Genomic DNA, 17,783 nt, shown 5'->3' with positions numbered 1-17,783 from the left:
CGTGTGCAGGAAAGAATTAAAGCGTGTTTTACCGAAAGTATTCAAACTCAAATCGCTGCTGCAGAGGCGTTACCCGATGCCATTTCGCGTGCAGCAATGACAATGGTGCAGTCGCTTCTCAACGGTAACAAAATACTGAGCTGTGGTAATGGTGCATCATCCGCCAATGCTCAGCACTTTGCCGCCAGCATGATCAACCGCTTTGAAACCGAACGCCCCAGCCTGCCCGCGCTGGCCTTAAGTGCGGACAACGTCATGCTGACGGCGATCAGTAACGATCGTCTGCATGACGAAATTTACGCTAAGCAGGTGCGTGCACTGGGACAAACCGGTGACGTTCTGCTGGCAATCTCTACACGCGGGAATACACGGGACATCGTGAAGGCCGTCGAAGCCGCCGTCACGCGCGATATGACTATCGTTGCGCTTACCGGTTATGATGGGGGCGAATTAGCCGGATTGCTGGGACCGCAGGATGTGGAAATTCGTATTCCTTCACATCGTAGTGCTCGCATTCAGGAGATGCATATGTTAACACTCAACTGTTTGTGCGATCTGATTGATAACACCTTGTTTCCCCACCAGGAATGACGGAAGGAGCACCAATGAAAGCATTGAACGCTATAGCCATTGTTTTAACCGCCATGCTGCTGCAGGGCTGCGTCGCGGTGGTTGCCGGTAGCGCCGCTGTGGCGACCAAAACCGCCACCGATCCCCGCTCTGTCGGAACGCAGGTCGATGACGGCACGCTGGAATTACGCGTCAGCAACGCGCTGGCAAAAGATCAGCAAATCAAAACCGATGCTCGCGTCATTGCTACCGCCTATCAGGGTAAAGTCCTGCTAACCGGTCAGGCCCCGAGTCAGGAGATTGCCAACCGCGCGAAACAGATCACCATGGGCGTTGATGGCGCAACCGAAGTCTATAACGAGATTCGGATTGGGCCGAAAGTCAGCCTTGGCACCTCGTCGTCTGATACCTGGATTACCACCAAGATTCGCTCGCAGCTGTTGGGCAGCGATCAGGTGAAATCATCAAGCGTCAAAGTCACCACGGAAAACGGTGAAGTGTTCCTGCTGGGCCTGGTGACGCCAGAAGAAGCCAAAGCCGCCGCGGACATTGCCAGCCGGGTCAGCGGCGTGAAACACGTCACCACCGCGTTTACCATGGTGAAGTAATGCTGAGTTAACCCCAGGACAGCTGTCCGGGTTGTTACTGGCGCAGACAGAAAAGCCGCACCCTGTTGGGTTGCGGCTTTTTTATTGCGGGTTTAGCCGTGACCGGGTCAGAGCCAACAAACGCTTTCCGGCTTGCCGCCCAGCATTATCGCGCCGCCCGAGGTTGTCTCCGCTGGCGGCGGCGTAACGAGAGAAGGCCTCAGACCGGAATATCGATCACCAGTGCGCGGGTCGGGGTTTTCGCTGACAGCCACAGCTGTTGCTCTTCCTGCAAAAATGCGCCATCGCCACAGCCCAGCTGTTCCTGATGAGCGCCCCCGGCCGAGGCCTCAAACGCGCCATGGATAGATTGCAGATAGGCGCGCGCGCCCTGAAGCGGCACCAGATGCTGCTCGCCTGCCGCCAGCTCAACCTGATGAATCCAGACCTGCTGACGCAACTGCAGGCTGCTGTCGCCGCCATCTGGTGAGGCCAGCAGTTGCGAACGCATGCCGCCCGACAACGTCATTTTCTGCATACGGGGATTTTCACGTTCCGGGCAGGCCGCCAGCCAGAGCTGCATACGGGTTAACGGGCGATCTTTACTCGGATTAAGTTCGCTGTAGCTCACGCCGGGCTGAGCGGAGAGCAGCAACGCCTCACCTTCACGCACGCTGATGTGATTACCCTCGCTGTCCCGGTATTCCGCCTCACCCTGTAAAACGATATTCAGCACATCCACCTGAGGATAGGTGCGCGGCTGAAACGCCGCGCCGGGTGCCAGGACTTCCTGATTCAAAACGCGTAAGGAGGCATAACCCATTAATTTGGGATCGAAATAGTGGCCAAAAGAGAAGCTGTAGCGCGCCTGTAACCAACCGTAATCGGCCTGACCACAAGCGGATGCACTGCGTGTCGTAATCATTATGTACCTCCAGCATCCGTCGGCAAGAATCGACGACGGGAAATATGCCTTTATGGTAAAAGTCTGGACGCCGGATTGTTAGCCAGTTAATCTGCCGTGCATATTCAAATTTCCTGACAGAGAACCGGGATGGCCAAAGACCGTGCGTTAACCCTTGAAGCTTTACGTGTGATGGATGCTATCGATCGCCGCGGCAGCTTTGCCGCCGCCGCCGATGAACTGGGCCGCGTGCCCTCAGCGCTTAGCTACACCATGCAGAAACTGGAAGAAGAGCTGGATGTGGTGCTGTTTGACCGTTCGGGCCATCGAACGAAGTTCACCAATGTCGGAAGAATGTTACTGGAGCGCGGTCGGGTGTTGCTGGAGGCTGCCGACAAGCTCACGACCGATGCCGAGGCGCTGGCACGCGGCTGGGAAACCCAGCTGACTATCGTGACGGAAGCGTTAGTGCCCACCGATGCGCTGTTTCCGTTGGTCACGAAGCTGGCTGACAAAGCCAATACTCAGATCGCCATCATCACAGAAGTACTGGCTGGCGCCTGGGAGAGACTGGAACAGGGGCGGGCTGATATTGTCATTGCACCGGATATGCATTTTCGCGCCTCGACCGAAATAAACACCCGCAAACTTTACAGCATCATCAGCGTTTACGTTGCCAGCCCTGACCATCCAATACACAACGAACCCGAGCCGCTTTCAGAAGTCACCCGGGTAAAATATCGCGGCATTGCCGTGGCAGATACGGCCCGCGAACGTCCGGTTCTGACCGTGCAACTGCTGGACAAGCAACAGCGCCTGACCGTCAGTACGATGGATGACAAACGTCGCGCGCTCCTGGCCGGTTTAGGGGTCGCCACCATGCCTTATAACATGGTGGAGCAGGACATTGCAGAGGGCCGCTTGCGGGTGGTCAGCCCGGAGTATTCGCGTGAGGTCGATATCATCATGGCCTGGCGGCGTGACAGCATGGGTGAGGCAAAAGCCTGGTGCCTGCGCGAAATTCCTCGCCTGCTGGCCCGGAAAAACTCACCGACGCCGGGCGCCCATCCCTGAAGATTACAGCCGGCTCAGACAGTCCAGCGCGACGCTTTTAAAGCAGGCAAAGTCACTGCTGTCGCGCAATCGCGTCATCGCCCGCTCGCGCATAAAGGTCACGAACAGGTCATAGATAGCCATCGCTTCCTCATACTCGTTTTTGCTGATTGCCAGCAGGAAAATCACGTAAGCCGTGTCCTCGCCCCAGGGGATCCCCTGCGGGGCCAGCACGGTGTACACCACCGTTTTTTTCGCCATCAGCCCCAGCGAATGCGGAAGCGCAATCCCTTCGCCCAGCATGGTGCTGACAATGGCTTCACGCTCCTCAACGGAAGCATAAAACGCGTTGTCCACCACGCCTTCTGCCTCCAGCCGATCGCATAACAGCCGAAACAGCGCAGACTGACTCATCGGCCGATCGATGATGCAGAAATGGCGGGCATCAAAAAATTTCTCCAACATATAGGGCCGGGTGCGGTCCACCAGCACCAGCTTGCCTATCTGCTCCCGTTGAAATTCCGTCGGGAAAGGCGCGACCACGACAACCGGTTTCTCTTTTTCACTCAGCCGCGTAGTGGAAATCACAAAATCTTCTTCGATGCGCTGGCGGGCCTCATATTCACGCTGCGACAGGCACTGCGTCACCTGCAACTGGGGATAGTTGCGCATTAACATGGCTTCGATCATGCGGAGCGTCGAAGTACCGCTGTCGCACACCAGCAGTACCTGAGGGCGACGCTGGTAACCCACGTTATAATGGCGCTCCAGCCCGACGCCGATATGAAGCACCAGAAAGCCAATTTCATTTTCGCTAATCGTATAGGGCGAATATTTTCCCCAACTGGACACCGCCGCCAGCGTCACATCGTAGGCCATTGGATAGTGCTGCTTGATGTTGCTTAATAACGGGTTAGGAATATGGATCTGATAACGCACGCGCGTGATCATCGTTTTAATATGGGTAAGCAGATCGGCACGGAGTTGAGGATCGTTCTGCAGATCGTAATAGTAGTGAGTGTTAATAAAGCTGAGCAGGTAGTTAACCAGCGCCTCCGCATCGTCAGCATTAATGGCGCTGGGGGCAACGTCCTGAATGCGTCGGGCGGCGATATTCACCCGCAGCCAGCTCTCTTCCGCCGGAGAAACCGGTTTAACGGTAAGCGGCCGCAGCGCATGGATCAGCGTCTGCGCAGACTCGCGCACGTCCTCCCCGATCTCTTCCACCTGCGGATCGCTCAGCGGATAGCCTTCATTGATGCGACGTAGCGCCACCGCGCAGTAAAAACGCAAATAGCGTTCGCCTTCATCACTGAGGCGGATATTGTGCTGGGCAAGGCCGTTTTGCAGCAGCGGCTGAAGAGTTTCCAGCAGGCCGCTTTCCAGCGATTCGGGCACGATCAGCGGGCTGTCAGGCTGCTCCTGATCGATCTCAAACAGCAGATCGGTTAAGCAGGTGCGGATCGCCACTTCACTGCCAAACAGCTTCATGCCGTGATGGGGTTTGCTTTCGATACTCAACTGATAACGGCCGAGCCATTCGCGCACGTCGGCCATGTCATTCTGCAGCGTGGCACGGCTGACAAACCACTCCTCTGCCAGGGTTTCCAGCTTCAGGGAATAGGCGGCGGTGAGGAAACGCACCAGCAGGTAGCGGATTCGGTCGTGTGAGGTGCGCGGCACCCGCAGAGGCGCACGCGTCTGCTGCTGCAGCACGTTAAAGCGCAGCGCATCAATAATTTTAAGCTGGTAGCCCGCACCGCGATTCAGGACAAACTGCGCGCCGTGCTGCTGCAGCATGGCGTTGAGCGCGGTAATATCCGTGCGTACGGTGCGCGTGGACACCGCAAACCGCCGTGCCAGTTCGTCCTGGGGGAGCGTTTCGTTTTTCAATGCGTCGAACAGTTGCGCAAGGCGCTGATTCGGGAATCTCACGTCGGGTTACCTGCTTCAGCGGTTAACAAGAACAAAGTAAACGTCAGACTGCCGGAAAACAGGCGGCAGGTCTATTATGCCCTGCGCGCCCGTAATATGTCCTTGAAGTGGCGCACAGGCCTGGGCTCAGTCCAGCAGACTTTTACAGATGGCCAGCAGTTGGCGCACGTCTTCCACGCGGGTTTCGCCACTGGCTTTGTCGATGATCGAACTGTAAATGTGGGGAATGATCTTGCTCACGCCAGCGTCCAGCGCAATACGCAGGATCGGCCCAACGTTTTGCAGATCGATCCCGCCGGTCGGCTCCAGCCAGAAATCCTGTTTCGCACAGGCTTCGGCCACCGCGCGGTACTCGTCCACCGTATCCAGACCGCCCATTGGAAAATACTTCACGGAACTGCCGCCCATGTCCTTCAGTAACGCAATCGCGGTATCAATGGGCACAATTCCGTCGCTGCTCTGTGAACTGAGGGGACCGGTGGAAATTTTCACCTTGCCCGGCGTGCCGGTTGGTGAAATCAGCCCGTTGACTACCGTTTGTGACTGACCGAGCAGCGCACGGCTGGTGCCGACGCCGGTAAACACCTGATTAACATGTTGCGGCTGTAGCACGGCGGCCAGTTCGCTGACCATTCGCGACTGCCGGGGATCGCCCGCGCCCAGGCCGATGGACAGCGCGTTATCAATCAGCGCGGCGTACTCGCGCATATCCGCAATAGCGGCCTCGTTGCTGGGGTAGTTTTTTGATAACACGCCGACCAGTACGTGGCCTTCTGCGGCCTGCCAGATGGCTCGCGCGTTCTCTTTTGAACCCGCCAGCACGTTAAGACACAGGCGATCCTGATAAAAATTGGGGGTTAGCGTCATGCTATTTTTCTCCTGTTAACAGCGCCTGAATGCGGGTGAAAATAATCTGCAGCTGCTCAGCGCTGACGCTGCGCACGTCGGCTTCAATAACGCCCTCATTGGCTTTGTAGCCACGGAAGTAAATGGCGATATCACCGTTTTTTAGCGCCTGCACCAGATCGCCGGTCTGATGCCCGATTGTGGTCTCATCGAATTTGATCTCTGCCCGGGCAATGTCGCGCCCGGCGGCATCCCATACAACGCGCGCACTGACGCCATCCAGACCGTTAAGGTTGTTGATGAAAGGCGTCATTTTTTCCACCATCTGGGCGCCGGTGGTTTTCGGCAGGGTCAGGTAGGATTCAATGGCCTGGGTCAGTCCCAGAATCCCCTCTTTGCCCACTTTCATGGTGCGGCCAATGCCGTTGCTCTGGCGCTTCACCCACTCGACAAGCTGATGTTTCCCGATAACCAGGCCGCTGGTGGGGCCTTCAATGGCTTTGGCCCCGCTGTAAATAACCAGATCGGCACCCGCCTGGTAATAGCACTGCAGATCTTCCTCAGCGGCGGCATCCACGATAAGCGGCACGCCATGCTTACGTGCCACCTCGGCGGCCTGCGCCACGCTCAGGTGGCTCTTTTGTACACAGTGATGGGACTTCACATAGAGAATGGCCGCCGTCTGGGCGGTGACTGCAGCGGAAAGCTGCTGTGGCGAGCACTCGTTACTGTAACCCGCCTCAACCGTCCGACCGCCGCCCAGCGCAATCATGCTGCCAACGGGCGCGCCGTAATTCACGTTATGCCCTTTTGGCACCACGATGTCGTGCGGCACGGTCAGCGGTGCGCTATGTAAATTATCCAGCAGCCAGTCGTCATCTTTCACAATGACGGCAGCCACGCTTTGGGCGATGCCCGCAGAAGCACAGGACACCACCAGCGCATTTTCCACCTGCAGCAAATTAGCGATGTAAGCCCCGGTCTTATCAACCAGGTCCTTCACTTCAAAATAGTGCTCCAGGCCGTATTTAACCGTATCAACCACGTCGCTGGCCGGTGTAGACACGCCAAGAATGGTCATGCGGCCAGAGGCATTAATGACCTGCTTCAGGCCATATTTCTCATACAGTGAAGACATTGTGTTTTTTCCCTTCTTCAGTCATCCAGCACTCACCGGCGACGATAGCCGCCAGAGGAATCAATTGGCGATCGCCCTGCTCCGCCAGCCCTTCCGCATCCACAAACGACACGGATTCGTGCGCCACGGTAAACAGGGTAAAGTCGGCATCAAGTCCGGGCTCAATAGCACCTTTGCTGCGTAATCTCAGCCCGCTGGCCGCCTGATGCGTTACGCAGGCAATAATCTGTGGCAGCGTCATGCCTACATTGAAAAATTTCGACATCACGTGCGCCAGGGTATAAACCGGTCCGTTCAGACGATTGCGGCAGTAGATGTCTGAACTGATGGTGTCAGGCAGAATGCCTTGGGCAATCGCCGCGCGCGCCACCTCAAAGCTGAAGCTGGCACTGCCGTGGCCAACATCAAGCCGCAAGCCCCTTGCCAGTGCCTGTTTTACCGCTGCACGCAGTTGCCCTTCGGGCGTCAGGATGCGGTTTGGCTTGCCGTTGTAGCAGTGGGTGATGATGTCGCCGGAGGTCAGCAACGCGGCGATTTCATCGAGGTTGGGGGGATTGTTACCAATATGCACCATCAGGGGCAGGTTGCCATTTTCCTGCTGAATCGCCTTCGCCAGCACCAGCGGCCGAATGCCGTTTTCGCCCACCACGCTGCTGCTCATCCGGGCTTTAAGCCCGACGATAAAATCGGGATGACGTCTTACCGCATCGGCAATCGCCGGGCGATCAATCTGGGTCATGTCCGCCAGTTCATTTTGGGTAACGATGCCGGTGCGGGCGATATTCAGCAGCGCAAAAACCTGGGTGGTGACCGCTTGCGTGCGCTGTCTGAAATCATCAATGTCGTCTACACCTGTACTGCCTGCATCGACAACACAGGTGACGCCGCTTTCCACGCCAATCCGGTCGGGATGATCGTGATAGATGGGCGATTTTTCATAGCAGTGTACGTGGGAGTCGATCCAGCCCGCACTGAGATAGCAATCCACCGCCAGGGTTTGTTCCACTTTTGCCCTGCCGGTTACCTCACCCACGGCGGCTATTTTTCCGTCGAGTATGGCGATATCGATCAGACGTTCATCCGGCAGTCGCGCCCGACGCAGAATCAGATCGTACATAGGAATCTCCTTTGACTGCCCCGATCGGCCTTCACCAATCGGGCATTAACGCGATCAGATCGCGACCGGAAAAATCGCGCCGAGGATCATGGCACCGAGGATCGCCCCGCCGGTGATCGGTTTGTTCCACAGATAGAACACCAGCGCACCCAACAGCGAACCGAGACCGATAGGAATGGAGGCGCCCATGGCGGCCAGGATAATCAATGGCCCCAGGAAGCGTCCTGATGCATTGCCCGCGCCCATCATCACGTCCGCACCATAGGTGCTGTTGCTTTGATTAATGGTGAACTTACGCGCCAGAATGATGACGTAGCCTATCGCCACACCGATAACCAGACCGGTGACCAGCGAAGCCGCAAAATTCGCCACCGGGAAGACAAAACCGGCGCCCAGCAGCAGCGCGGGCACGCCCAACCCGACGCCGGTCTGGATGGCACCACCGATATCCAGAATCCCGACCAGCGATCCTTCAATGATGCGGGCGAACAGAAAGCTGGCACCGAAAGCGGCCACCGCGCCGTAAACGCCGGTATCGATGCCCGCCCGTAACATCGAGACGAAGGCCACTTCGTTAAAAGCGCCGATACCGTACAGGTAGTACATATGGGTCCCGGCAAACACGCCGGAGGAGAGCAGACCGACAAAAATCGGGAATGACCAGTCGGCATACCAGAAACCTTTGTTTGATTCTTCCATTGCAGACGCTCCGTTATTTGCCGCTCAGGCTGTTATGAATACTGTCGAGCCAGCCAGGAATGCCGAGCTGGAAGGATTGCAGCATCTTCATATCGAAACCGCGGAAGAAGGCGCTGAGAACAAACAGGGCGACGATGGCGGTCATCATGATTTTGGTCACTTTGTTCCAGCCGCTCTCTTCAACCCCTTTACCAATCAAAATGCCCAGCACCAGGCCCGGTACGGCATTGCCCATAATCAGCTGTGCCAGACCGCCGAAGATGGTGGCCCAAAAGCCCGATTTCTTACCGGCGTCAATTGCCGCCAGCCAGAAGATCACCGGCATGACCGTGTTCACCAGCAAATTAGCGGCCGGTACCAGCACCTTTACCGCCGTGACCTGCAGAGCCGCCGGAACAGCAGAGGCGGTCGAGTTGAGAAAAGCCACCACCACCATGCCGATGATGCCGCAGGCGATAGCCATCTTTTTCGGGTCGTGTAGCGTCTCTGCCACATTGCGGTTTTTGATCATGATCGCCGCCGCGCCCCAGTTGGGGATGATGCGATGATCCACGTCCTGCGTGAACGCACCCGCCGCCACGGAGGAGGCCCAGGCGTTAAAGAAGAATCCCAACCCAAAAGAGAAGTGAGAGGCAGGATCGCCTTCACAGGAGTTAAGTTCACCCAGTGTGCGAAAGGCGCCCATACCTTGTGTCGTCGGGGCATGGAACATGCGGGCGGCACCGGCGCCCACACCGACGCCCACGAGGCCGCCGATAATTAACGACTTGAGCAAAATGATGAGAAACATCCTCTTTCCTTATATGTGTTGTTTGAGGCTGACTTACACGCGGGTGAACTCGACCTTATCGCCGTCCAGGCAGGTCACGTTAATGGTGACCTCCAGGTCGACGCTGAAGAGCCTGCGCTCGCGTGCCAGGAAAAAGAAAAGGAATTTTTCGGTTGTGACGCGTTCCCGCGCGCGCACCACCTTTACGTCCTGCGGTTCAATGCGCAGCAGAATCTTATTGGCGTTGCGCAGGACTTCGTGCTGTACACGACTCAGCGCATCTGCGAAGGCTTTCGCCTTGGTGTCGCCCTTACCGCTTACGGCAACCGAGGTTGTAAAGGTCTCTTTCATTCCTTATCCACCGTGTTTTTTGTTCCAGGCCTGAACCAGACGTTCACCCAGCTCTTCTTTGTCCATAAAGCCGAAGCCCAGCACGTTCGCGCCTTCATTAATGGCGGTTACGCCTTCATCCACAGAGCGCATACCATGTTTGGCCTTATAGCCGTATTTGTTTTGCGCCGTAATCGCGCCTGCCCCTCCGCTGCCGCAAAAGGAGATACCGAAATCGGCATTCTCTGCTTTCATGACGTCGCCCAGCTTCATGTCTGCCGCGACGCCCGGCACCACAACGGCACGGCCACCGGCTTTTTCTACGCCAGCCGCCACTTTTTGTCCTTTACCTAAACGATCGCCGATCACTACGGTTACCATATGTCTGTTCCTCTCAGGGTTGGAAAATTAGTCGTTCTTCGCCACTTCAAAGTGGACAGAAAGCAGCCAGGCTTCTTCTGGTGGCAAATTGCCAAACAGGTCCACCACCTGCTGTGCCAGCGCCATCGACTCTTTGGAAATTTCGTCAAACAGCTCAGCCTCAACCTCTGGCAGACTCTCGCCGGTGACGGATCGCAATGCCATTGCCCGCACGTGCGAAGCCAGCATTTGTATCTGCACGGCATTCGGCTGGATGGCCCGCTCGGCAAAAAGCACCTCAATCTGCGCCATCACGCGATCCGTCAGGGCCTGAATCCTTTGCTGTTCGTCTTGTGACGCATTCATCGCTACCGCTCCCTTACCCGTACTCATCGTCTGCTTCCCATTTCGCGCTTAGCGTGATCTCAAACTAACCAGAGGCGGCAGCGCTGTGGAGAACGACTTTTTCCGTTTCGAAGTGGAAATCCGGCCCTTGTGAGTGATCCGGAACGCAAACTTGCGCGTTCGCTTAGGGGACGAATTATTTTTAACAGATTAAACAGTGAGTTAAAAAAGGGATATCACACAGGAAAGGCGGCAGATGAGGAATAAACAGAAAACCGGGTTGCTGGTCAGCCGTCACAAAACTGGCAAACAGCAACCCTGAGGGCAAGGTAACAGAGAAACTTATGACTCAGCGTCAGTGGGCTGACGTAATGGCGTAACGCGGTTTTTGTCGTCAACGGGCTGGAGGCGATGCGTTTTACGTCGGCTAATGGCGGCCACGATCAGGGCAAAACGCGCTTCATTCAGCTTGTAGCAGAAGCCCATGATCAACGCCGCCGCAATCGCCAGCGAACAGGGCCAGATAAAGATCAGCTGCCTTAAACCTGCCAGCGTGCCATCGCTTTGTACGGCATTGGGCACGTAGCCTATTTGCGTCAGCATCAGACCGGGCAAAAATCCTGCCAGCGCGGCGGATATCTTGCGAAAGAAGGTGTAGCCCGTGTAACAGGCACCTTCTGCCCGAATGCCGGTTTTCCACTCCCCGTACTCTACGGTATCCGGCACCAGCGCCCAGTTAAGGCTATTAACGAATGCCGTACCGAAAAACGCCACGCAGGAGAACATGACGAACAGCAGAGAGCTGCTTCCCCAGAGAAAGTTACCCAGATCGCCCAAGGCCCAGAGGATGAGTCCCCCCAGATAAACCTGTTTCTTACCAAACTGTTTTACCGCTGTGGGCACCAGCAGTACGCCCACCAGAATACAGCCCATGCTGAAGAAGCCCATCCAGGAGAGCAAATGAACATCGTTCAGCACGTACTGCGTGTAGTAGACCTGAATGGCCAGCTTGATATTAAACGCCGCCAGGGTACAGAGGTTCGCGAGGCACAGAACCAGCAACGGCGGATTGTGAAAGATGGCGCGGAAGGCCGTTGCCACACCGGGTTTATGATGCGTCGGGGTGAGCTCAACATAGCGCTCTTTAACCCCGCTGTAACAGAACCACATGCACAGCAGCCCGGCGACCACAAAGACGGCGGCGGCAACCTGATAGCCCAGCGCACTTTTGCCAACAAACAGCGACTGAATGGGCATAAAGCACACGGTGCAAACCAGTAATCCCACCGTTGCCCCGCCCTGCCGCCAGGCGGCGAGGTGGGCGCGTTCGTGGGGATTTTTGGTTATGGCTGGCACCATTGCGCCATAGGAACAGTTCATCAGGCTGTAAAACAGACCAAACGTCATAAACAGGGCGGTCGCGATCGTTGTCTTTATCGTCAGGCTAAAGTCGTTAGCAACAAACTGTGCCGCAGCCACCAGCGCTACCGGCAGCGAGAAATAGAGAATAAAAGGTCTGAATTTTCCTCTCGTGCCAATATGGCGGCGTGAATCCAGCACAATGCCGGTGAACATATCGGTTAGGGCGGTAAAGAATTTCGCCACCAGGAAAATCACCCCGCCGTACCAGGCTGGCATGCCCAGCTCATCGGTGTAGAACTTGAGTAAATAAAGCGTCCCGATAGTCAGCATCAGGTTGGAGCCAAAATCACCGACGCCGTAAGCCACCTTCTCACGCAGCGGGAGTTTCAGCGTTAATGGATCGGAGCCTGTCTTCATAAGTGATCCTTTTAGCGCCGCGACCGGCGCAGTCACAAAGCCAAATTAGCGCTGACGCTTACGTGCATCGATCTCCTCAATGATACGGACATACATCTTCTCATTGAGATTGTAGAAGCACCCCATGGCCACGATGGTGATCACGGCCAGCGCACCGGGATAGATGAACATCAGCTGCTTCAACCCTTCTACCGTTCCGGACGACTGAATCACGTTGGGCACGTAGCCGATTTGTGTCAGCATCCAGCCGGGGAAAAAGCCGGCCAGCGCCTGTGAGACCTTACGGAAAAAGGTAAAACCGGTATAAACCGTACCTTCAGAACGAACGCCCGTCCGCCATTCCCCGTACTCCACCGTATCGGAAACCAGCGCCCAGTTAAGGCTGTTGACAAAGGCTGAGCCAAAAAAAGCCAGACAGGAATACGCGACAAAACTGACCGAACCGCCGCCGAAGAAATAGTTGAGCAGATCGCCCGCGACCCAAATCAGCAAACCGCCGATATACACTTTTTTCTTACCAAAGCGCCTGACCGCGCCGGGCATCATAAATACGCCAATAAAGATGCACCCCATGCTGAAGAATCCCATCCATGACAGCAGAATGGGATCGTTCAGCACGTACTGGGTGTAATAAACCTGGATCGCCAGTTTGACGTTAAAGGCGCCCAGTGTGCATAAGTTGGCAATGCACAGGATAAACAGTGGACGGTTGCCCGCGATGGCACGGAACGACGCTAACAGTCCCGGTTTCTGCGTGGGGCTGCTGGCGGGTTGCTCGACATAACGCTCTTTTACACCGGCATAACACCACCACATAAAAAATAAGCCAAACGCCGAGAACAGCGTGGCCGCAACGACATAACTCAGCTGCGGATTGCCTTCAATCAGGTTCATGACCGGTACAAAACCCACGGTACAGATCAGCAAGCCCAGCGTTGCGCCGCCCTGCCGCCACGCGGCCAGTGCGGCACGCTCGTCGGGGTTTTTCGTCATCGCGGGCACCATCGCACCGTAGGAACAGTTCATCATGCTGAAGAACAGGCCATACATCATAAACAGCACTGTGGCGACGATCGTTTTTCCGGTGACGTCAAACGGCGTACCCACAAAATTGGCGATAGCTAACAGGGTTACCGGAAAGGCCGCGAACAGCACGAAGGGACGGAACTTGCCTTTCGGGCCAATCCGACGCCGCGAATCCAGCATGATGCCGGTGCCCATATCGGTAAAGGCGGTAAAAAACTTGGCCACCAGGAAAATGATGCCGCCGTAGGTTCCCGGCAGCTCCAGCACGTCGGTATAGAACTTCAGGAGGTAGAGCGTACCGATATCTAATAAAATATTTGAACCCAGATCGCCGATGCCATAGGCGACTTTCTCTTTGAAGGGCAACCGTAACGTCGCCGGTTCACTGCCGGAAGCAAGATGGTGTTGGCTCATGATTTCTCTCCGCTGCCCCACTGAACCTGTCAGCAGGGCCGCTTTTTCAGGATGGTTTTGAAGCGTTTTGTTGCTCGATTTCAGCGCGAATAGCGGCCACTTTTTTACCAAACAGCAGCTGCATGACGGCCAGCAGGCCAAATGAGGGCACCAGTACCTGCCAGGCCGGGATATCCAGAGCGCCTTTGATCAGCATGGAGCCCGAAGCAATCAGCAAGAGAAACACCATCAGTCGGAAAGCCCGCACGGAGATACGCTTGTGCACATACTGGCCCACTAACGATCCAAGGATCATGGTAGGAATGCAGAACATCACCAGCTTGACCGTTGAGACCGTTAAAATGCCGCTGGTGGTCAGGCCGCCAATAATGGCGATGTTATTCGCGGTAAAAAATGCATTGAGCGTGCCGCGAAAAGCAGCGGGTGCCAGATTCCTTAACATGCCGTAGATCACGACGGGCGGACCGTTGGTGGCAAACGCCGAGCCGAGCGCCCCGGCGATAATACCGGTGGGCATCACTATCCAGTTTTTGTCATAGACAGGCAGACGAGGAATAAACAGGCTGTAGAACGAATAAAGGATCAGGAAAACGCCCAGCCCGGTTTTCATCACGTCGTCCGGAAAATTGGACAGCGCGTAAATGCCCAAAGGGATACCGGCAAAGGAGAACAGGATCAGCACCAGGGCTGACTTCCAGTTGGTTTCCTTGCGAGACAGCCAGGTGGCATACAGCGCCGTTGCCGTCCCCACAATCACCGACATCGGTGCAGCCATTTTGACCGGCAGCAGCAACGTCACCAGCGGCATCGTAACCAGCGCGCCACCAAATCCAGCACAGATGCCAATAAAGGTGTACAGAAACATAATGGCAATAATGATGCAGACGACCTCAGTGGTGATTTCCAGACCTTCAGGTGTAAGTAGCGTAAAGAAATCCATAATCCTTTCTCCCGCTACTGTGGCAATATCTGACTGCCAGCAAGCCGTAATGAAGCAAACAATGACTGCCATTCGCTGTCTGCCCGATAAAATACCGGCGGCTGCCCCATCGGCGCGGCGACAGTGATATCCCCGCCGTTTAACGTTTCTCCGGTCCACATGTTGACCCAGCGGTCTTCAGGCAGATAGAGCGACCAGTCGCGGCGGCCCTCTTCATAAACCGGTGCCACCAGCAGGTCACGCCCCAGCAGATATTGGTATTTGAGCGTGTAGGTGCGGGCATCCGCTTCATAGTGCAAAAACAAAGGGCGCATAACGGGTAAGCCCGAGTGGGCATTCTGCGCGACAGCCTGCTTGATATAAGGTTTTAAGGTGGTGAAGATCGTGGACATGCGGGCAAAGTGGGCAATGGTTTCTTCATCGCTGTCAAACTGCCAGTTATCGCCAGGACGGTTCCCTTCATGGGTGCGCATCATCGGGGTAAAAGCATTGAAGTCACACCAGCGAAGCAGCAGTTCTTTACTGCGTTTCATGCCGTACAGCGTGGTGTAGCCACCGATGTCGCTGTGATGCAAACCGTGGCCGCTCATCGCCAGTGACAGCGCGGCGGGCACCACCGAGGCCAGGCCATCGTCCAGGCTCCAGTCAACATTTTGATCCCCGGCCCACATCATCACGGAGTATTTCTGACTGCCGGTGTAACCCGCACGCATAAAGAACAGCACGTCACCGAGTTTGCCGGTTTCTTCCAGCGCCTCGTAGTTACACTTCGCCCACAGCGCGGGCCAGGCATTGTGCATGATTTCGGCGCTGACGCCGTTGTGCAGATACGTGTCCGTTGGCAGGTACTCCCCAAAATCCGCCATCCAGCCGCGACAGCCCAGGGCAATCAGATTGTCTTTGATGACGCCTTTGAACCAGTGGTAAGCCTCCGGATTCGTGAGATCGACGACGCCCGCATAAAACTCACCAAATTCGACGTGGTAATCGTCCCCAGCCGCATTTTTGGTCAGATATCCTTTCCGGGCGGCCTCTTCGCACAGGTTACGGTCGCTGGCAACGTAAGGGTTGATATAAGACAGGAACTGTACGCCTTCCGCTTTCCACTGCTGAATGCGCGCGTCCAGTTGGGGATAAAGCTCGCTGTCCCACTGCCAGTTCCACATCACGCGTTTGCCGAAGGAGGTCATCCGGATGCCGGACCAGTCCTGCGCCCAGATGCCATTCACTTTCACGCCCGCCTGACGCATTTTGTCCAGCTTCTGCTGGCAGATGTCGGTGCCGCCCTGGATCCCCAGCGTGACGCCATCGTAAACCCAGTCCGGTAATACCGGCTGACGCCCCAACAGGGCACTCATTTTTTCCAGCAGGGCGATGTAGGTATCGGCACATTCAAAACGTAACGTGGCGTTATTTTCCCAGAAAGCCAGTTCATGATAATCCGCTGCACTGAAGTCAAAATTCATGTAGCCGCTGTTATCCACATGGCAGTAATACTTCTGGCTGCTGACAAAGGTCGGCTGTGGGAAAAAGGTCCAGTAGTAATCTCCACCGGCATTCTCTGCACAGTCAGCCTGCCAGGTGACCACGCTTTTCTTATTGCGCCCGACGCCCTGTTCGCTGGTCCAGAGCGGAAAAGGTTTCCCGCGCAAATCAAAACAGGAAAACTGCTCGCCACAGCCGTAGATATGATCGTCTGGCTGCGCTGACAGCCTCAGCCAGATACGGTTAAGCCTGTCGCTGTCGTTTGTCAGCGTAAGCAACAGGCGGCCGTTTTCATCTGTGCCGATGATCAGCGTGGCGCTAAATACCTCTCCGCGTGAGAAGCGCACCGTCCAGCCGGTGTCCTGCGCGGTCACAACGGCCGAGGTTAACGCCAGTTTTTCATTCAACCGGTCTTTAATACTGAAATTGCCGCGAAACATGTCGATATCGGCGTTGCCATTGCCTATCCACAGACAGGGTTTTTCCTCGCTGTGGCTAAGAATCTGTCGGTTTTGATAAGTCAGTGAAAAGCCGTTACCGGCGGCAGTCAGCTTTACGCCTGCCGTCTCAGGATGTTGTAAATGCATTCTGACCTCTGCGTTGTAGGATAAAAAAATAAGGTTTAGCGTGATTCGTGCTGGTCACAGCCAATCGTGAACGTCATGAGATGGCGCGCCTGTGGCGCAAGAAAAATCACATCAATGCCAGAATTGAACGCGTCAGGTGGACAACTCATTGGCTCGGCTGCCAATCCCGTGCGGCCAAGTTTTTCGCCGCTGTAAATTTGCAACCAGGGTTGATCGCTGCGTAAAAAAACCGAAAGTGCCTGCTGTGGACAAGTTAATCTCACCTCCCATTCGCGTCCGGCTGCGCGGGTGTTAACACTGCAGTCGATCTGCGTCGACGCCAACCGACGCGGGGTAAGAAAATCCCCTTCTGCAATCGCGGCCGGTAGCGTAAGCAGGCAGTGATCCACTAGGGTCATGTTGCAGGTCAGATAAGGATGCGAACCGACACCGTAGGGCGCGGGTTGATCGCCTACGTTCTGGCTGCTGATACTGACCTGCAGGCCCTGTGCGGCATCAAGCCGGTAAGTCACTGCCGATAGCAACGCAAACGGATAGCCGTAAATGGGCGGCAGGAAAACCGTTAAGGTCGCCTCGCTGTCGGTGTGTTTGGCGATCTGCCAGTCACGCCAGGCCAATAAGCCGTGAATGGCGGTAACGCCTTCGTGGTCATTGATGGGTAGCTGAAGCAGCTTGCCGTTATGTTTCCAGGTTCCTTTCGCGACGCGATTCGGCCAGGGAATCAGGACTTTGCCCATATGCGCCAGCGGCATTGCCTCCGGAGGATGTGGGAGCACCAGATGGCGGCCCGCGTGCGTCAGCTCAGCCAGGCCAGCGCCTACGGTGACGATTTTTGCCTGATATTCTCCAGCGTGAAGAACAAGGGTTTGTCCGCTGCTGTGCATAGCTGGTACTCCCGT

At 55.9% G+C, this 17,783-nt stretch carries 18 protein-coding genes; 3 read left to right on the top strand and 15 right to left on the bottom strand.

The genetic code is table 11. The features are described from left to right. Window positions 1–3: 3 nt before the first annotated feature. Together diaA and dolP are read left to right on the top strand one after the other, a co-directional pair. Entirely contained in the window at window positions 4–591 is a 588-nt protein-coding gene (gene diaA / locus P9J57_RS02880; RefSeq protein ID WP_013027345.1) for a DnaA initiator-associating protein DiaA, read from the top strand. Window positions 592–605: 14 nt separating this feature from the next. Beyond that, window positions 606–1,178, top strand: a complete 573-nt coding sequence (gene dolP / locus P9J57_RS02875) for a division/outer membrane stress-associated lipid-binding lipoprotein (RefSeq protein ID WP_014604927.1) — start codon at window positions 606–608, stop codon at window positions 1,176–1,178. 199 nt (window positions 1,179–1,377) lie between these two features. Here the strand turns inward: dolP and P9J57_RS02870 are convergent, their stop codons facing one another. Then, window positions 1,378–2,082, bottom strand: coding sequence for a pirin family protein (locus tag P9J57_RS02870; RefSeq protein WP_013027347.1), 705 nt, complete (start codon window positions 2,080–2,082; stop codon window positions 1,378–1,380). 129 nt (window positions 2,083–2,211) lie between these two features. Between P9J57_RS02870 and P9J57_RS02865 the strand changes: the two genes are divergently transcribed. Continuing rightward, window positions 2,212–3,135 (top strand): LysR family transcriptional regulator, encoded by a 924-nt coding sequence (locus P9J57_RS02865; RefSeq protein WP_013027348.1) that lies wholly within the window; start codon window positions 2,212–2,214, stop codon window positions 3,133–3,135. A gap of 3 nt (window positions 3,136–3,138) precedes the next feature. Here the strand turns inward: P9J57_RS02865 and P9J57_RS02860 are convergent, their stop codons facing one another. The 14 genes from P9J57_RS02860 to P9J57_RS02795 all read right to left on the bottom strand — a co-directional run bounded on the left by P9J57_RS02860 (window position 3,139) and on the right by P9J57_RS02795 (window position 17,768). Continuing rightward, on the bottom strand, window positions 3,139–5,049 hold the full coding sequence (locus tag P9J57_RS02860) for a BglG family transcription antiterminator (RefSeq protein WP_019104891.1): 1,911 nt from the start codon (window positions 5,047–5,049) through the stop codon (window positions 3,139–3,141). A 126-nt stretch (window positions 5,050–5,175) separates the two neighbouring features. Continuing rightward, window positions 5,176–5,916 (bottom strand): 2-dehydro-3-deoxy-phosphogluconate aldolase, encoded by a 741-nt coding sequence (gene dagF / locus P9J57_RS02855; protein WP_013027350.1) that lies wholly within the window; start codon window positions 5,914–5,916, stop codon window positions 5,176–5,178. Window position 5,917: 1 nt separating this feature from the next. Then, window positions 5,918–7,033, bottom strand: coding sequence for a DgaE family pyridoxal phosphate-dependent ammonia lyase (locus P9J57_RS02850; protein WP_019104892.1), 1,116 nt, complete (start codon window positions 7,031–7,033; stop codon window positions 5,918–5,920). Continuing rightward, on the bottom strand, window positions 7,017–8,150 hold the full coding sequence (locus P9J57_RS02845) for an amidohydrolase/deacetylase family metallohydrolase (RefSeq protein WP_109707093.1): 1,134 nt from the start codon (window positions 8,148–8,150) through the stop codon (window positions 7,017–7,019). Before P9J57_RS02845 ends, P9J57_RS02850 begins: the two co-directional genes overlap by 17 nt. Before the next feature lie 54 nt (window positions 8,151–8,204). Beyond that, window positions 8,205–8,849 (bottom strand): DUF4310 family protein, encoded by a 645-nt coding sequence (locus tag P9J57_RS02840; RefSeq protein ID WP_013027353.1) that lies wholly within the window; start codon window positions 8,847–8,849, stop codon window positions 8,205–8,207. A 13-nt stretch (window positions 8,850–8,862) separates the two neighbouring features. Further along, a complete protein-coding gene (locus P9J57_RS02835; protein WP_014604922.1) occupies window positions 8,863–9,639 on the bottom strand; it encodes a DUF4311 domain-containing protein in 777 nt (258 codons plus the stop codon). Window positions 9,640–9,672: 33 nt separating this feature from the next. Continuing rightward, window positions 9,673–9,969 carry a DUF4312 family protein gene (locus P9J57_RS02830; protein ID WP_013027355.1) on the bottom strand — a complete coding sequence of 99 codons (297 nt, stop codon included), beginning with the start codon at window positions 9,967–9,969 and terminating at the stop codon, window positions 9,673–9,675. A gap of 3 nt (window positions 9,970–9,972) precedes the next feature. Further along, on the bottom strand, window positions 9,973–10,329 hold the full coding sequence (locus P9J57_RS02825) for an SFCGS family glycine-rich protein (RefSeq protein WP_013027356.1): 357 nt from the start codon (window positions 10,327–10,329) through the stop codon (window positions 9,973–9,975). A gap of 27 nt (window positions 10,330–10,356) precedes the next feature. Then, on the bottom strand, window positions 10,357–10,701 hold the full coding sequence (locus P9J57_RS02820; protein WP_013027358.1) for a glycine dehydrogenase: 345 nt from the start codon (window positions 10,699–10,701) through the stop codon (window positions 10,357–10,359). A 294-nt stretch (window positions 10,702–10,995) separates the two neighbouring features. After that, the gene (locus tag P9J57_RS02815; protein WP_014604920.1) at window positions 10,996–12,432 is read right to left on the bottom strand and encodes an MFS transporter; all 1,437 of its coding nucleotides are present in this window, start codon (window positions 12,430–12,432) and stop codon (window positions 10,996–10,998) included. Window positions 12,433–12,477: 45 nt separating this feature from the next. Then, window positions 12,478–13,872, bottom strand: a complete 1,395-nt coding sequence (locus P9J57_RS02810) for an MFS transporter (protein WP_028715844.1) — start codon at window positions 13,870–13,872, stop codon at window positions 12,478–12,480. Between the two features lie 46 nt (window positions 13,873–13,918). Next, complete coding sequence (locus P9J57_RS02805; RefSeq protein WP_014604919.1) at window positions 13,919–14,812, bottom strand: sulfite exporter TauE/SafE family protein; 894 nt, start codon at window positions 14,810–14,812, stop codon at window positions 13,919–13,921. 14 nt (window positions 14,813–14,826) lie between these two features. After that, entirely contained in the window at window positions 14,827–16,884 is a 2,058-nt protein-coding gene (locus tag P9J57_RS02800; RefSeq protein ID WP_210448466.1) for an alpha-glucosidase, read from the bottom strand. A 35-nt stretch (window positions 16,885–16,919) separates the two neighbouring features. Next, on the bottom strand, window positions 16,920–17,768 hold the full coding sequence (locus P9J57_RS02795; protein ID WP_022622417.1) for an aldose-1-epimerase: 849 nt from the start codon (window positions 17,766–17,768) through the stop codon (window positions 16,920–16,922). Window positions 17,769–17,783 lie beyond the last annotated feature (15 nt).

The sequence above is a fragment of the Pantoea sp. nfd-35 genome, from assembly GCF_056892255.1.
This window is presented reverse-complemented; position numbering and strand designations above follow the sequence as displayed.

Coding starts and splice junctions, on each gene's coding strand:
- dolP (WP_014604927.1), top strand. CDS start 606: ATGAAAGCATTGAACGCTATAGCCATTGTTTTAACCGCCATGCTGCTG.
- P9J57_RS02870 (WP_013027347.1), bottom strand. CDS start 2,082: ATGATTACGACACGCAGTGCATCCGCTTGTGGTCAGGCCGATTACGGT.
- P9J57_RS02865 (WP_013027348.1), top strand. CDS start 2,212: ATGGCCAAAGACCGTGCGTTAACCCTTGAAGCTTTACGTGTGATGGAT.
- dagF (WP_013027350.1), bottom strand. CDS start 5,916: ATGACGCTAACCCCCAATTTTTATCAGGATCGCCTGTGTCTTAACGTG.
- P9J57_RS02850 (WP_019104892.1), bottom strand. CDS start 7,033: ATGTCTTCACTGTATGAGAAATATGGCCTGAAGCAGGTCATTAATGCC.
- P9J57_RS02845 (WP_109707093.1), bottom strand. CDS start 8,150: ATGTACGATCTGATTCTGCGTCGGGCGCGACTGCCGGATGAACGTCTG.
- P9J57_RS02840 (WP_013027353.1), bottom strand. CDS start 8,849: ATGGAAGAATCAAACAAAGGTTTCTGGTATGCCGACTGGTCATTCCCG.
- P9J57_RS02835 (WP_014604922.1), bottom strand. CDS start 9,639: ATGTTTCTCATCATTTTGCTCAAGTCGTTAATTATCGGCGGCCTCGTG.
- P9J57_RS02830 (WP_013027355.1), bottom strand. CDS start 9,969: ATGAAAGAGACCTTTACAACCTCGGTTGCCGTAAGCGGTAAGGGCGAC.
- P9J57_RS02825 (WP_013027356.1), bottom strand. CDS start 10,329: ATGGTAACCGTAGTGATCGGCGATCGTTTAGGTAAAGGACAAAAAGTG.
- P9J57_RS02820 (WP_013027358.1), bottom strand. CDS start 10,701: ATGAGTACGGGTAAGGGAGCGGTAGCGATGAATGCGTCACAAGACGAA.
- P9J57_RS02815 (WP_014604920.1), bottom strand. CDS start 12,432: ATGAAGACAGGCTCCGATCCATTAACGCTGAAACTCCCGCTGCGTGAG.
- P9J57_RS02810 (WP_028715844.1), bottom strand. CDS start 13,872: ATGAGCCAACACCATCTTGCTTCCGGCAGTGAACCGGCGACGTTACGG.
- P9J57_RS02805 (WP_014604919.1), bottom strand. CDS start 14,812: ATGGATTTCTTTACGCTACTTACACCTGAAGGTCTGGAAATCACCACT.
- P9J57_RS02800 (WP_210448466.1), bottom strand. CDS start 16,884: ATGCATTTACAACATCCTGAGACGGCAGGCGTAAAGCTGACTGCCGCC.
- P9J57_RS02795 (WP_022622417.1), bottom strand. CDS start 17,768: ATGCACAGCAGCGGACAAACCCTTGTTCTTCACGCTGGAGAATATCAG.